A 15,517-nucleotide genomic window follows, 5' to 3' on the forward strand; every position below is an offset into this window, starting at 1 on the left:
CTTGCACCTTACATCCGCAAGCCACCATATTTGTCCGCCTGCTACCTCTCCAAGCGCGCTCATCAGTGCGACAATCAATCCTGTTCGTTTACGTGACTTTTCCCTGCCTGACCTGCGTCAAGGCTTAGGTTCGGGGCATCCTCGCGCCCGGACAGAGCGATGCCAGCGTACCGTGCTGCGCATTTCTGGACCTCCACCGTCCTATACAACTGAGGTAAGAAGCAAGATGGCCAAGGCCGCCGATGTCGTTGTGCAATGCCTGGAAAACGAAGGTGTCGAGTATGTATTCGGCATTCCCGGCGAGGAGAACCTCGACCTGCTGGAATCCCTGCGCAAGTCGAAGATCAAGCTGGTTCTGACCCGTCATGAGCAGTCCGCTGGCTTCATGGCTGCGACCTACGGCCGCCTGACCGGCAAGACCGGCGTCAGCCTGTCGACCCTCGGCCCTGGTGCGACCAACCTGGTAACCGCCAGTGCATACGCCTACCTGGGCGGCATGCCAATGATGATGATCACCGGCCAGAAGCCGATCAAGAAGTCCAAGCAGGGCCGCTTCCAGATCATTGATGTGTGCGGCATGATGGACCCCATCACCAAGTACACCCATCAGTTCGCCTCGGCCGACAACATCCCGTCGCGTATGCGTGAAGCTTTCCGTCTGGCCGAAGAAGAGAAGCCGGGCGCGGTGCACCTGGAGCTGCCGGAAGACATCGCCGCCGAACAGACCGACGCCATGCCGATTCCACCGAGCCTGCACCGTCGTCCGCTGGCCGAGCATGTCGCCATCGAAGCTGCCATCGAGAAGCTGCGCAACGCCCGCAGCCCGATCCTGGTGATCGGTGCTGGTGCCAACCGCAAGATGACCGCCAAGGTCCTCAAGCAGCTGATCGACCAGACCGGTATCCCGTTCGTCACCACTCAGCTCGGCAAGGGCGTGGTCGATGAGCGCAGCCCGCGTTTCCTGGGCAACGCTGCCCTGTCCTCCGGTGACTTCGTCCACCGTGCCGTCGAGGCTGCCGACCTGATCGTCAACATCGGCCACGACGTGATCGAGAAGCCGCCATTCTTCATGGTCCGTGGCGGCACCGAAGTCATCCACATCAACTTCCGTTCCGCCGAAGTCGATGCCGTGTACTTCCCGCAGATCGAAGTGATCGGCGACATCGCCAACGCGGTCTGGCAGATCGGTGAAGGCCTGGGTGACACCTCGCACTGGGACTTCACTCGTCTGATGGCCATCCGCGAAGCCAACGAAGCGCAGATCGCCGAAGGCAAGGACGACGACCGCTTCCCGGTCTACCCGCAGCGCCTGGTCGCCGACGTGCGCCGTGCCCTGCCATCCGAAGGCATCGTGGCCCTGGACAACGGCATCTACAAGATCTGGTTCGCCCGCAACTACAAGGCGCACAAGCCCAACACCGTGCTGCTCGACAACGCCCTGGCGACCATGGGCGCCGGCCTGCCTTCGGCAATGGCTGCGCACCTGGTGTACCCGGATCGTCCGGTCATCTCGGTATGTGGCGACGGTGGCTTCATGATGAACAGCCAGGAGCTGGAAACCGCGGTACGCCTGAACATGCACATCACCGTGGTGATCCTGCGTGACGATGGCTACGGCATGATCCGCTGGAAGCAGGCCAATATGGGCTTCACCGATTTCGGCCTGGACTACGGCAACCCTGACTTCGTCAAATATGCCGAAGCCTACGGTGCCAATGGCCACCGCGCGGAAAGCGCCGAAGGTTTGCTGCCGTTGCTCGAGCACTGCATCAAGACCCCGGGCGTGCATGTGATCGACTGCCCGGTGGACTACAGCGAGAACGACCGTATCCTCAACAGCGAGTTGCGTGAGCGCGCGCTGGCGGTCTGATAGCTGAAGGCCCTATCGCCGGCGAGCCGGCACCCACAGGGAAACCACTGGTTCTGAATACAGTGGGGTACATGTGGGAGCCAGCTCGCCGGCGATTGCATTTGTGCGCAAGACAATCCCTCCCCACCGATCCCCATGTGCTAGGGTGCAGGCAAATCTCCACCTCAGGACACCCCGCATGCTCCCTTCGCTCAGCGAAAAAGAACTCGACCGCCTCGAAGACCTGCTGATTACCTACGGCAACGACTATTCGGTGCTCAACCTGGCCGAACTCAATGGTTTCTTCACTGCCTTGGCCAGTTCTCCGACCCAGGTCATCCCCGAGCAGTGGCTGCCGACAGTTGCAGGTGGCAAGGTGCCGAAATTCAAGAAACCCGCCCATGAAGAAGCCTACACGGCGCTGATGCTGCGCTACGCACACCAGGTGGCGGAGCAATTGGCGGAAAACCTCGAAGGCTTCGAGCCGATGTTCGAAGCAAGCGAAGCCGAGGAAGGTCCGGCGATCATCATGGAAGAGTGGTGCTTCGGTTACATGCGTGGTACCCAGGTCGCCGCTTGGGACGAGCTGCCAGCAGAGCAGGATGCATTGCTCAGGGCCATCTCGCTGCATGGCCTGGAAGACAATTTCGAAGTGCTCGATGCCATGAGCTTCAGTGAGCTGCAGGCTTGCGTACCGCAGGTGGTCGAGGCCGCGAAGGGGCTCTATCGGTACCAGCGTCAGCAACGCAATTGAGGTGAAAGGTCGGTGCGGTGGCCCGTGATTATTTCGCCAAGCGAAATTATGGTTTCCCCACAGCACTGATTCTACAGTCAGACGATTCGGCGCAGCATGTGCTCCAGCCGCACCGCACCGGTGCCGACCTGGAGCCCAGACCGTGATCAAACTCTACAACTTCCCCAAATCCGGCCACGCCCACCGCATCGAGCTGATGCTGTCGCTGCTGAAGCTGCCTACCGAGCTTGTCTTCGTCGACCTGGCCAAGGGCGCCCACAAGCAGCCGGAGTTCCTCGCGCTCAACCCTTTCGGCCAGGTGCCGGTGATCGATGACAACGGCACCGTCATCGCCGATTCCAACGCCATCCTGGTGTACCTTGCCAGCACCTATGACAAGCAGGGCCGCTGGCTGCCTCATGACCCTATCGGCGCCGCCCGTGTGCAACGCTGGCTGTCGGTCGCCGCAGGGCCGCTTGCCTTCGGCCCTGCCGCCGCACGCCTGGTCACGGTATTCGGTGCCGCGTTCAACACCGATGAAGTGATTGGCCGCGCCCACACCCTGCTCAAGGTCATGGATGCCGAACTGGCCAGGACGCCGTTCCTCGTGGGCAACGAAGCGACAATCGCCGATGTCGCCAACTACTCGTATATCGCCCACGCCCCAGAGGGCAACGTTTCGCTCGAGCCGTACCCACATGTACGTGCCTGGCTGGCTCGGGTCGAAGCGCTGCCCGGTTTCGTCGCCATGCCGCGCACGGTCGTGGGCCTGCAAACCACCGAGTGAGTTACGGACGACGCGAGGAATGCCGCCATGTCGCAATCCCCTGACCATCGCTCACCCTGGCACGCCGGTGAGAAACGCCTGCAGGAGCAGGTGGGAGTGGCACAGCGCATGGAGGCGTTCGGGCAGAAGGTCATTCTTGACCACATGCCCGACCAGCACCGAACCTTCTATCATCAACTGCCGTTCATCATCGCCGGCGCCGTGGATTCATCAGGCAGACCGTGGGCGACGCTGCTCGAAGGCCCAGAAGGCTTCATAAGCTCGCCTGACCCACGGCAGTTGCTGATCGATACCCAGCTTGCCAGCGATGACCCTGCAACCCCGGGGCTGGCTGCAGGCGAGGCCATCGGCCTGCTTGGTATCGAGTTGCACACCCGCCGGCGCAACCGTATGAACGGCTTGATTCATCCGACTGTCAGCGGAGCGCTTGCGGTGGTGGTGGAGCAGTCATTCGGCAACTGCCCGCAGTACATCCAGCTGCGTACCTATCGCCGCGTCGATGAGCCGGCGCAAGGGCGGCAGGACTCAGCCGTACTGGATGACCAGGCGATTGCAATGATCGAGAACGCCGACACCTTCTTCGTCGCCAGTTACATAGACCACCCCGACGGCCATCGCTCGGTGGACGTATCCCACCGGGGTGGTCGCGCGGGTTTCATAAAGGTCGAAGGCAACCGCCTGACCATCCCTGACTATGCCGGCAACCTGCACTTCAACACCTTGGGCAACCTGTTGGAAAACCCGCAAGCGGGGCTGTTGTTCGTCGATTTCAGCAACGGCAACGTGCTGCAACTGACCGGGCGCACCGAGGTCATCCTCGATAGCCCAACGATCAAGGCCTTCGAAGGTGCCGAGCGGCTGTGGACGCTTGCGGTCGAACAGGTCGTGCTGCGCCGCGCCGCCCTCAGCTTGCGTTGGGCGTTCGAGGCATACGCGCCCACCAGTCTGATGACCGGCACCTGGGACGAAGCCGAGCAACGCCTGCAGCAGCGCGAGCGGCAGCGCCAATGGTTGACGTGGCGAGTGCTACGGGTGGAGCAGGAAAGCCGCGATATCCGTTCGTTCTATTTTGCTGCCGACGCATCGGTGACCTTCGCGCCGGGCCAACATATCCCGGTGTGTATCCCCGTGGGGGGCAATACACCACAGATCCGCACCTACAGCTTGTCCAGCGCGCCCTCCGATGGCCACTTGCGTATCAGCGTCAAGGTACAGGGCCCGGCATCACGTTACCTGCATGAGCAAGTCGGTCTCGGTGACCTGCTGCAGGTACGCCTGCCCATGGGCAGCTTCACCCTGGATAGCGACAGCGACAGACCCTTGGTGCTGATTGGAGCGGGCGTGGGCATGACGCCGCTTGTCTCCATGCTGCGTGAACAGCTGGCCAGGCGGCAGGGTCGACGTATCTATCTGTTCCAGGGCGCACGCAACCTCGCCGAGCTGCCGTTCCAGCGAGAGGTCGCCGAGTTGCGGCAGCAGGCTGGTACCCTGTTGAGTGTGCACCGCGCCTTGAGCCAGCCGGAGGGCGAAGCGATATCCGGGCGTGACTACGAGCATGCCGGTCGCCTGGCGATCGAACAGGTCAAGGCAGCACTGCCGCTGGGCGATTACGATTTCTACTTGTGTGGCCCTTCCAGTTTTACCCAGGACCTGTATGAGGGCTTGCGTGCGGTGCACGTGCCGGATGCTTGTATCCACGCCGAAGCCTTCGGGCCCTCGACCCTCAGGCGCCATACCGACGACAATCAACCGGTATTGCAGCAACCGCCTGCAGCCGATGAGCCGGTGCCGGTGTACTTTGCCAGTTCGGCCAAGGAGGCACGCTGGACGCCAGGCAGTGGCACTTTGCTGGAGCTCGCCGAAGCGCGCGGGCTGTCGCCGGATTTCAGTTGCCGGGGAGGGTCATGCGGCACCTGCAAGACCAAGCTGGCGAGCGGGCAAGTGCATTACCCCAACCCGCCTGCCGAGCTGCCGGAAAGCGGCAGTGTGCTGATTTGCTGCGCGGTGCCTGCCAAGGTGGAGGAGGGCGCCCAGGCGCTGGTGCTGGAGCTCTGACGTTGTCTGCACGGGCCTCATCGCCGGCAAGCCGGCTCCCACAAAAAGTGAGTTCGATGCGGTCCTTGTGGGAGCCGGCTTGCCGGCGATGAGGCCCGTGCAGGCAGCACAAAGCCCCCAGATAACCGATAATCCCACCACCCCCGATGCCCAGGAGCCGGCATGGACCAGATCCACCTGATGAAGGTCTTCGTCGCCGTCGGCGAGCTGGAAAGCTTCGCCGCCGCCGCCCGCCGCCTGGACATATCGCCCGCCGCTGTCACCCGCGCAGTCAGCGCCCTCGAAGATCAGCTTGGGGTCAAGCTGCTGCTGCGCACCACCCGCAGCGTGCGCGTGACCGAGGCCGGCAGCCGCTATCTGGAAGACGCCAGACACATCCTCGCCAGCATCAACGAGGCCAACGAAGCCGCCGCCGGCATCAACGCCACGCCCAAGGGCGAGCTGGCGGTGACCGCGCCAATCCTGTTCGGCAAGAAGTTCGTCATGCCCTGCATCGTGCGCTACCTGCAGCAGTACCCCGAGGTGGACGTATCGGCCTACTTCCTCGACCGCATCGTCAACATGGTGGAAGAGGGCATGGATGTGGCCGTACGCATTGGCCCGCTACCTGATTCCGGCCTCAAGGCCCTGCGCGTGGGCAAGGTGCGGCGCATGCTCTGCGCCTCCCCGCAGTACCTGGCACGCCATGGCGTGCCGCAGCACCCCTCGGATTTGCCCGAGCATGCGGTGATTGCCACCACCAACCTCTCGCCCCGTGCCGGCTGGCGCTTCGGCGTGACCGACCAGCCGACGACGGTGCGCATGCAGCCAAGGCTTACCGTGACCAGCAACGATGGCGCCATCGCTGCGGCAGTAGGCGGGCTGGGAATCGCTCGGTTGTTGTCGTACCAGGTAGTCGACGAGATTGCCAGCGGGCAACTTGAAGTGATCCTTGCCGAGTATGAAGAAGCCCCTTGGCCAATTCATGTGTTGCACCGGGAAAGCAAGTACGGCTCGGCCAAGGTACGTGCGTTCGTCGACATGCTGGCAGAGCATTTGCGCAGGCAGGCGCACCTGGACTGATCACGTGCTTCGCTGAGCCAGCTGTGCGCACTCGGCCAGCACGTTCAGCCCCCGCATCACTTCTGGCGTGATCAGCCGTCCAAGGCACACACGCAATCCCGTGCCACTTTCGCCATCGGCAAAGAACATCCCACTGGCGCCAACATTGCACCCGCGCTCACCCGCAAGTCGCTGCAGCGCAGCCATGTCCGTCCCCTCGGGCAACGCGAGCCAGTGAATGAAGCCTCCCTGGGGCGCTACATATCGTGTTCCCGCCGGAAATGCCGAGTGCACCAGCGTATCCAGCGCCTCGGTCTGCGCCGCCAGCCGTCCGCGCAGTTTCGCGCAGTGCTCTTCCATATACCCACGGCCGATGAACTCATCCAGCACCCGTTGCGCCAGGCTCGACACCGCCAGGTTGCGTGAATACATCTGCGCCAGGATCGCGTCCCGATGGCGGCCGGCCAGACACCAACCCACCCGGTAACCCGGCGCCACGGTCTTGGAAAACGACGAGCAGTAGATCGTTTGCCCGCTCGTGTCGTAATGCTTGATCGCTTTGGGTCGCTGCGCCTCATCCAGCAGGTCGAAGAAGATATCGTCCTCGATGATTGGCACATCTGCCGCCACAGCCAGGCGCACAAGCCGAGCGCGTGCTGCGTCGGGCATGATGAAGCCCTGCGGGTTCTGCAACGTCGGGTTGAGGAAGATCACATCGACCTTTTTCTGCCTGAGGGCCCATTCCAGGTGCTCGAGGTCGATACCGCTGCCGGCCTGGGTACGGATGGGCAGGGCACGCATTCCCAGGCGCTCGATGGTTTGCAGGATGCCGTAGTAGGTGGGCGTCTCGATGGCCACCGTGGCACCAGGGCGTGCAACGGCTTCCAGGGCCAGCTCCAGGGCTACGGTGTCGCCGGAGGTCACTAGGATATCGTCCGGGCTGCATGCCACGCCGCGTTGCAGCATCAGCCCGGCGATACGCCGGCGCAACGAGGCCAGGCCGGGCGGGGCAATCAGCCCGGCCAACGGCTGATCGGCCTTGCTGGCCAGTGTCGCCAGGCACTTGCTCAGCAGCACCTGGGGCGCGAGCTCGTCATGCAGCACGGCCGAACTCAACGACAGCTGGGTGGTGCTGGCCGCCTGGGCGAGCATGGCGACCACCGCATGGTCGACGTTGACACTGACGCTGGCCAGGTCGAAGCCCTGCACCTGGGACGCACCGTTGGCCACGAAATAGCCTACACGTGGTGTGGCCTGAACATAGGCGTTGGCCTCGAGCTCCGCCAGGCCCCGCTGCACGGTGGCGATGCTGCTGTCGAACAGCCTCGCCAGCTCGCGCACCGAGGGCAGTTGCGTGCCATTGGGCCACTCACCGCTGTCGATCTGGCGCAGCAGCCAGGCATAGACGGTTTGCCAGCGTTTGTCGGGTTTAGGGTTCAGATCCATGAGGGCCTTGTGTCGAGTCAGGCGGAGGCTCCCGAAAGGTAGAGCAAAATCACCCCGGTTGCAGCCACGATAGTGATGTTGAGCAGCACCAGGGCAAAGCCAAAGCGGATCAGCCCGTGTTCTTCCTCACGGTTGGCCCCGGCCAGCCCGCTGACCAGCGACAGGATCGACAACGAGCCCAACGCCCCATGCCCTGCTGCACTGTTGGCGATGGCGGCCAGCCAAGGGCCGTGGGTACCGGACAATGCGGCAATGGAGGGCATGACCAGCGTGGCGCCGCCGACATTGGAGCTGGTGACATAGCCGGCCAACCCAGCCAGCAGTGAAACCGTCGCTGCCAGCGATACGCCGGACAGCGCCTGCAATGCCCGCTGCGCCTCGACCAGGAAGCCCGCCTTGACCATCACTTGGGACAGCAGCAGGAACAGGAACACTGTGGCCAACGGAAACCGCGCACGGACGAACAGCGATCGCCACGCAAAACCTGTGCCCTGGCGTGCTGTCATCATCAGCACCACCAGCAGCAATGCCAGCCCCGGCGACGCCAGCGGCTTCCATGACACACTCAGCCCTTGTACCACCCACAGCCCATCCCAGCCCGTCAGCAGAAACAGCCCCCGCGATGCAACGATCACCACCAGCAGCGCAAGGTACGGCCACGCTGCCCGCGGCCAGCGCACCAGTGCCCCGCGCCGCGCCCAGGAAACTCCCAGCCCCACGCAGGCCACCGCCAGCCCCGCCAGCACGCCGGAAGCTTCCGGTCCGATCCAGCGGTTGACCACATACAGCACCGCGCTGAACAGCAGCGAGGTCAGCGCCAGCCCCAACCACGCCTGAATGCTGCGAACCCCCGCCACGGCCAGCGCCACGCAAGCGAGGCAGAGAAACACGGGGGCACTGATCAGCGCCGAATGGCTGCCCAGCTCCTGCGCAGGCACATGGGTCAGAAGCGCGCCGATCACCGTGGCCAGCCCAAGGGTGCCCCAAGGCATCACCACCATCCCTGCCAACGCCATCTTCATGCCCTGCTGGCGCGAAAACAGCCCCATCAGCAACGGCACGGTAGCAATCAGCGACACCCCGAACCCGGTCATCGCCTCCAGCATCGGCGCCAGGCCCAGCACGATGAAGATCACCTGCATCGGCGGCGTCCACCCCAGCTCCCGCACCCACGCCCCGATCGCCTGCGGCGCGCGGGCGCGCTCGACCAGAATGGCAAAGGCCAGGCCCGCTGCAATGACGCTGCCGGTGTTGAGGAAAAGGATCAGCGTGTCCTGCACGATCGCCGCCGACACTGCGCCCGACAGCGGCTGAGCAGCACCCAGGCCCCACAGCAGCAGAACGCCGGCCACCCCGGCGAGTGCCGCCTGCACGGGAGGGCGGCGCAGCAGGAGGATCAGGGTGATCACCAGGCCTAAGGGAGAGATTTGCAGGAGCAGGGCAGCCATGATGCGGGATCCTTCAGCCATTCAAAGGTGAGATGAAGGGTGAAGGTTGGTCACCTGCCGAAACAGATACAGCAGCTGGGTGATTTTCAATACAGCCGCACCTCCGTCCTGAGGTCGATGCCGAACCTGTAGGAGCGGGCTTGCCCGCGATGGGCTGCAAAGCAGCCCCTGCACCCAGTGAAATGACGAGATGCGCTTGCGCTGTTCCTGCCAATGGTAGTGTAATGACGAATGTCTTTACCTTGGAGGATCAGGCCATGGCATCCATCAATGTCCGCGTCGACGATGAACTGAAGGCTCGCGCCTACCAGGAGTTGGAGCGTCTGGGGGTGACTCCATCCGAACTCATGCGCCAAGCGCTGCAATACGTGGCTGAACGGGGCAAGCTGCCTTTCCGACCGGTGTTGATGAGCGAGGAAGATGAAGACCTGATCGCAACGGTGAGCGAGCGCCTGGCCGCCCCGCAACGCGTGAAGGTAAAACTGGATGACCTATAGTCTCGAGTTCGATTCGCGCGCACTGTAAAGAATGGAAAAAGCTGGGGGATACCGTCCGCCAGCAGTTCAAGAAAAAGCTGGCTGAGATCCTGCTCAATCCCCGTGTCGAGGCAAACAGACTTCATGCTTTGCCAGACTGCTACAAGATCAAGCTGCGAAGCAGCGGCTACCGTTTGGTTTACCAAGTAATCGACAAAGAGATCGTCGTATTCGTCGTGGCTGTTGATCGTCGCGAACGCGATCAGGTTTACCGCAAGGCGGCAGAGCGCCTGGACTGAACATGCATGGCGCATTTCCTGGGAAAGCAACAATCCTGCTCAAAATCCCAAGGCCTTGTTCGACCCCTGTGGGAGCCGGCTGAATCCTGCTTCATGAAGATCAAGAATGACTTTCCCGGTAATCCGTGAAGAACCATAAAAAAGGCTGCCAATCGGCAGCCTTTTCGATGATAAGCCCGGACAATCAATCCCAGCTCAACGCCCCACCCGTCTGATACTCGATCACCCGCGTCTCGAAGAAGTTCTTCTCCTTCTTCAAGTCCATGATCTCGCTCATCCACGGGAACGGGTTGGTAGTGCCCGGGTACTCTTCCTTCAGACCAATCTGGGTCAGGCGACGGTTGGCGATGAACTTGAGGTAGTCCTCCATCATCGCCGCGTTCATGCCCAGCACGCCGCGAGGCATGGTGTCGCGCGCGTATTCGATCTCCAGCTGGGTCCCTTGCAGGATCATCTGGGTCGCTTCTTCCTTCATCGCCGCATCCCACAGGTGCGGGTTCTCGATCTTGATCTGGTTGATCACGTCGATACCGAAGTTCAGGTGCATCGACTCGTCACGCAGGATGTACTGGAACTGCTCGGCAACGCCGGTCATCTTGTTGCGGCGGCCCATGGACAGGATCTGGGTGAAGCCGCAGTAGAAGAAGATGCCTTCCAGAACGCAGTAGTAGGCGATCAGGTTGCGCAGCAGCTCTTTGTCGGTCTCGACGGTGCCGGTGTTGAATTCCGGGTCGGAGATCGCGCGGGTGTACTTCAGGCCCCAGGCGGCTTTCTTCGCGACCGACGGGATCTCGTGGTACATGTTGAAGATCTCGCCTTCATCCATGCCCAGCGACTCGATGCAGTACTGGTAGGCGTGGGTGTGGATCGCTTCTTCGAAGGCCTGGCGCAGGATGTACTGGCGGCACTCCGGGTTGGTGATCAGGCGGTACACGGCCAGGGCCAGGTTGTTGGCGACCAGCGAGTCGGCGGTGGAGAAGAAGCCGAGGTTGCGCATGACGATGCGGCGTTCGTCTTCGGTCAGGCCGTCCTGGCTCTTCCACAAGGCGATGTCGGCGGTCATGTTGACCTCTTGCGGCATCCAGTGGTTGGCGCAGCCGTCGAGGTACTTCTGCCAGGCCCAGTCGTACTTGAACGGTACCAGCTGGTTGAGGTCGGCGCGGCAGTTGATCATGCGCTTCTCATCGACCGCGACGCGGGCCGAGGAGCCTTCCAGCTCGGCCAGGCCTTCGGCGATGTCGAGGGCGTCGAGGGCGGCCTTGGCACGTTTCACGGCTTCGGAATCGGAAGCGGTGGCAGCACGGGCTTCCAGGGCGGCGGCACCGCCGGCGCTGTCCAGTTTGTCCAGGGTTGCAGCGGCGTTGGCCTGTGCAGGGGTGGCGCCTTTGGCGGCGACTTCACCGTCTTCCTTGTCGAATTCGTCCCAGCTCAGCATGGTGATTGGCTCCTGCTTGAGGGTTGCCCTGGGGCAACCGGTTGGATTTTAAGAATGTGATGCCTGACGCAAGGCCGTTACGGCGAATGGACAGCTCGAGAGGCTGACTCTCGTTACATCTGGATTCGTGCCTGGCCAGGCCTCGGGGGAGGGGCCAGGGACTTGAATGGTGTGCCCTTTTCAGAGGGGGCGAAGTATACCGGAATTCGCTATCGATCGGGGGCGGGAGTCCTGCGGGCGAAGGTAATATTTCGACCGGTTCTGTACGCTTCCGTTCAGTTGGCTCGGGTCGTCTTGCATGGGGGGAGAGTGTAGCGTCAACCTATATGTTGTGCCAGTTTAAATTTTCAGGCACATCATGTGGTGTTTTGGTGGGTTTGGCCGTTAGGCGCTGTGTTGCCTGAGCGGGCCTCATCGCCGGCAAGCCGGCTCCCACAGAGACCGCGTTGTGCAGCATACCTGTGGGGGCCGGCTTGCCGGCGATCAGGCCCGTTCAGGCGGCCACTAACCGCATCGCTTGCGCAGCGTCTCGACCACATGGGTCTTGGGATGCTTGCGGGCTTCTTCCACCGACGTGAAGCGGCCGGTTTGCGCATTGCGGCCAATCTTGCGAGTGATCACTTTTTTCCGTGCCATGGGCTAGGTCCTTGTTGAGAGGTCCTGTCTGTGTACCAAGCCGTGCGAGCGGTGGACAAAGGGCAGGGCTTCTCAGTGGCGCGGATACAAAAATGCCGCAAAAGGGGTACCCGAGGGCACCCCTTTGCGGCATCAGTGCCTTACTGGCAGGCTTCGCAATCCGGCTCGTCGATGGCGCAAGCCTTCGGTACCGGGGCCGGGCCGGCGGCCTGGGCCGGGGCGCTGTCGCCACCGCTGGACACGGCGTTGAGCTTGCCGGTGTTGATGGTCGACTTCTCGGTGCTGGTCGCGGCCAGGGCACGGAGGTAGTAGGTGGTCTTCAGACCACGGTACCAGGCCATGCGGTAGGTCACGTCCAGCTTCTTGCCCGAAGCGCCGGCGATGTACAGGTTCAGCGACTGGGCCTGGTCGATCCACTTCTGGCGACGGCTTGCTGCGTCGACGATCCACTTGGTCTCGACTTCGAACGCGGTGGCGTACAGGTCCTTCAGCTCTTGCGGGATACGCTCGATCTGCTGCACCGAACCGTCGTAGTACTTCAGGTCGTTGATCATGACCGAGTCCCACAGGCCGCGGGCCTTCAGGTCGCGGACCAGGTACGGGTTGATCACGGTGAACTCGCCCGACAGGTTCGATTTCACGTACAGGTTCTGGTAGGTCGGCTCGATGGACTGCGACACGCCGGTGATGTTGGCGATGGTCGCGGTCGGCGCGATGGCCATGATGTTCGAGTTACGAATGCCTTTCTGTACGCGGGCACGGACCGGCGCCCAGTCCAGGGTCTCTTCCAGGTTGACGTCGATGTACTTCTGGCCACGGGCCTCGATCAGGATCTGTTGCGAATCCAGCGGCAGGATGCCCTTGGACCACAGCGAACCCTGGAAGGTCTCGTAGGCACCGCGCTCGTCGGCCAGGTCGCAGGAAGCCTGGATGGCGAAGTAGCTGACCGCTTCCATCGACTTGTCGGCGAACGCCACGGCGGCATCGGAGCCGTACGGGATGTGCTGCAGGTACAGCGCGTCCTGGAAGCCCATGATGCCCAGGCCGACCGGGCGGTGCTTGAAGTTCGAGTTGCGCGCTTGCGGCACCGAGTAGTAGTTGATGTCGATCACGTTGTCGAGCATGCGCACGGCGGTGTTCACGGTGCGTTGCAGCTTGGCGGTGTCCAGCTTGCCGTCAACGATGTGGTTCGGCAGGTTGATCGAGCCCAGGTTGCAGACAGCGATCTCGTCCTTGTTGGTGTTCAAGGTGATCTCGGTGCACAGGTTCGAGCTGTGGACCACGCCCACGTGCTGCTGCGGCGAACGCAGGTTGCACGGGTCCTTGAAGGTCAGCCATGGGTGGCCGGTCTCGAACAGCATCGACAGCATCTTGCGCCACAGGTCTTTGGCCTGGATGGTCTTGAACACCTTGATCTTGTTGTACTCGGTCAGGGCTTCGTAGTACTCGTAGCGCTCTTCGAAGGCCTTGCCGGTCAGGTCGTGCAGGTCTGGCACTTCCGATGGCGAGAACAGGGTCCACTTGCCGTCATCGAAGACGCGCTTCATGAACAGGTCAGGGATCCAGTTGGCAGTGTTCATGTCGTGGGTACGACGACGATCGTCACCGGTGTTCTTGCGCAGCTCGATGAACTCTTCGATGTCCAGGTGCCAGGTTTCCAGGTAGGCGCAGACCGCCCCCTTGCGCTTGCCGCCCTGGTTGACCGCCACGGCGGTGTCGTTGACCACTTTCAGGAACGGTACGACGCCCTGGGACTTGCCGTTGGTGCCCTTGATGTAGGAGCCCAGTGCACGCACAGGGGTCCAGTCGTTGCCCAGGCCACCAGCGAATTTCGACAGCATGGCGTTGTCGTGGATCGCGTGGTAGATGCCCGACAGGTCGTCCGGCACGGTGGTCAGGTAGCAGCTCGACAGCTGCGGACGCAGGGTGCCGGCGTTGAACAGGGTCGGGGTCGAGGCCATGTAGTCGAAGGACGACAACAGGTTGTAGAACTCGATCGCGCGGGCTTCCTTGTCTTTCTCTTCCAGCGCCAGGCCCATGGCCACACGCATGAAGAATACCTGCGGCAGTTCGAAGCGCACGCCATCCTTGTGGATGAAGTAGCGGTCGTAGAGGGTCTGCAGGCCCAGGTAGGTGAACTGCTGGTCGCGCTCGTGGTTGATCGCCTTGCCCAGTTTTTCCAGGTCGAAGTCGGCCAGAGCAGGGTTCAGCAGTTCGAACTCGATACCTTTGGCGACGTAGGCCGGCAAGGCCTTGGCGTACAGGTCGGCCATCTCGTGGTGGGTGGCGCTGTCGGCTACGTTGAGGAAGCCCAGGCCTTCGGCGCGCAGGGTATCCATCAGCAGGCGGGCGGTGACGAACGAGTAGTTCGGCTCACGCTCGACCAGGGTACGGGCGGTCATCACCAGGGCGGTGTTGACGTCCTTGATGGCCACGCCGTCGTACAGGTTCTTCAGGGTTTCGCGCTGGATCAGGTCGCCATCGACTTCGGCCAGGCCTTCGCAGGCTTCGCTGATGATGGTGTTCAGGCGCGCCATGTCCAGCGGCGCCAGGCTGCCGTCGGCCAGGGTGATGCGGATGCTCGGGTGCGGCTCGACCACGGCGTCGGTGTTGGCGCGGGTGGCGCGCTCTTTCGCACGCTGGTCGCGGTAGATCACGTAGTCGCGGGCGACCTTCTGCTCGCCGGCACGCATCAGGGCCAGTTCGACCTGGTCCTGGATTTCTTCGATGTGGATGGTGCCACCCGATGGCATGCGACGCTTGAACGTGGCGGTGACCTGCTCGGTCAGGCGTGCGACGGTGTCGTGGATGCGCGACGAGGCAGCGGCGGTGCCGCCTTCAACTGCGAGGAACGCCTTGGTGATGGCCACGGTGATCTTGTCGTCGGTGTAGGGGACGACAGTGCCGTTACGCTTGATCACGCGCAGTTGGCCCGGAGCGGTGGCAGCCAGATCCTGGTTGGAATCGGCGGCCTGCGGCACCTTGGCCTGCGGGTTCTCGCGAGTTGTGTCGGTTTGCATGGGTGGGTGTCTCCACAGTTTCTATATTGTTCAGGCGCCTTTTGGGCGCCCACCGTTCCGTCCACTTGCTCGATGACCCGGGTGGGGATGCGGCATGCGCGCGCATCCGACCGCTCGGGCGTACCGACTTCGGGACAGACTCAGGAAATGGGGGCAATAAGCTTGCCGCTCCCTGGCCGAAGTCAAAGGCTATGGGGCACTGCTGGCAAGCAGGCCCGAAAGCTGTTGTTCTCCAATCTTCCGCTGGAGCGGTTTGGCTGGTGAAACCACGCTAAGTTCAGCAGGAAAAAGC

At 62.5% G+C, this 15,517-nt stretch carries 11 protein-coding genes and 1 pseudogene; 7 read left to right on the forward strand and 5 right to left on the reverse strand.

Annotated features, from left to right (window positions below; translation table 11 throughout):
* Positions 1-226: 226 nt before the first annotated feature.
* The 5 genes from PPL01S_RS11145 (at position 227) to PPL01S_RS11165 (ending at position 6,486) form a co-directional block, all read left to right on the forward strand.
* Positions 227-1,870 carry an acetolactate synthase large subunit gene (locus PPL01S_RS11145; protein ID WP_028626001.1) on the forward strand — a complete coding sequence of 548 codons (1,644 nt, stop codon included), beginning with the start codon at positions 227-229 and terminating at the stop codon, positions 1,868-1,870.
* A gap of 178 nt (positions 1,871-2,048) precedes the next feature.
* Positions 2,049-2,603: a UPF0149 family protein gene (locus tag PPL01S_RS11150; protein WP_016391640.1), complete on the forward strand. Its 555-nt coding sequence runs from the start codon at positions 2,049-2,051 to the stop codon at positions 2,601-2,603.
* Positions 2,604-2,745: 142 nt separating this feature from the next.
* Positions 2,746-3,369: a glutathione S-transferase family protein gene (locus PPL01S_RS11155; protein WP_016391639.1), complete on the forward strand. Its 624-nt coding sequence runs from the start codon at positions 2,746-2,748 to the stop codon at positions 3,367-3,369.
* Between the two features lie 27 nt (positions 3,370-3,396).
* Positions 3,397-5,424: a pyridoxamine 5'-phosphate oxidase family protein gene (locus PPL01S_RS11160; protein ID WP_016391638.1), complete on the forward strand. Its 2,028-nt coding sequence runs from the start codon at positions 3,397-3,399 to the stop codon at positions 5,422-5,424.
* 162 nt (positions 5,425-5,586) lie between these two features.
* Complete coding sequence (locus PPL01S_RS11165; protein ID WP_016391637.1) at positions 5,587-6,486, forward strand: LysR family transcriptional regulator; 900 nt, start codon at positions 5,587-5,589, stop codon at positions 6,484-6,486.
* Here the strand turns inward: PPL01S_RS11165 and PPL01S_RS11170 are convergent, their stop codons facing one another.
* A complete protein-coding gene (locus PPL01S_RS11170; RefSeq protein WP_028626000.1) occupies positions 6,487-7,911 on the reverse strand; it encodes an aminotransferase-like domain-containing protein in 1,425 nt (474 codons plus the stop codon).
* Between the two features lie 17 nt (positions 7,912-7,928).
* Positions 7,929-9,359 (reverse strand): L-lactate permease, encoded by a 1,431-nt coding sequence (locus PPL01S_RS11175; RefSeq protein ID WP_028625999.1) that lies wholly within the window; start codon positions 9,357-9,359, stop codon positions 7,929-7,931.
* Positions 9,360-9,616: 257 nt separating this feature from the next.
* On the opposite strand from PPL01S_RS11175, the gene PPL01S_RS11180 reads away from it, so the two are divergent.
* The gene (locus PPL01S_RS11180) at positions 9,617-9,856 is read left to right on the forward strand and encodes a type II toxin-antitoxin system RelB/DinJ family antitoxin (protein WP_016391634.1); all 240 of its coding nucleotides are present in this window, start codon (positions 9,617-9,619) and stop codon (positions 9,854-9,856) included.
* Positions 9,846-10,134 (forward strand): annotated as a pseudogene (locus PPL01S_RS11185) (type II toxin-antitoxin system RelE family toxin). Before PPL01S_RS11180 ends, PPL01S_RS11185 begins: the two are co-directional and overlap by 11 nt.
* Positions 10,135-10,318: 184 nt before the next feature.
* Here the strand turns inward: PPL01S_RS11185 and PPL01S_RS11190 are convergent.
* The 3 genes from PPL01S_RS11190 to PPL01S_RS11195 form a co-directional block, all read right to left on the reverse strand.
* Entirely contained in the window at positions 10,319-11,569 is a 1,251-nt protein-coding gene (locus PPL01S_RS11190) for a ribonucleotide-diphosphate reductase subunit beta (RefSeq protein ID WP_016391632.1), read from the reverse strand.
* A 504-nt stretch (positions 11,570-12,073) separates the two neighbouring features.
* On the reverse strand, positions 12,074-12,205 hold the full coding sequence (locus tag PPL01S_RS25645) for a hypothetical protein (RefSeq protein ID WP_016391631.1): 132 nt from the start codon (positions 12,203-12,205) through the stop codon (positions 12,074-12,076).
* 140 nt (positions 12,206-12,345) lie between these two features.
* A complete protein-coding gene (locus PPL01S_RS11195) occupies positions 12,346-15,225 on the reverse strand; it encodes a ribonucleoside-diphosphate reductase subunit alpha (protein WP_016391630.1) in 2,880 nt (959 codons plus the stop codon).
* Positions 15,226-15,517 lie beyond the last annotated feature (292 nt).

Origin of the sequence: Pseudomonas plecoglossicida NBRC 103162 = DSM 15088 (assembly GCF_000730665.1) — a bacterium.
GTDB lineage: Bacteria > Pseudomonadota > Gammaproteobacteria > Pseudomonadales > Pseudomonadaceae > Aquipseudomonas > Aquipseudomonas plecoglossicida.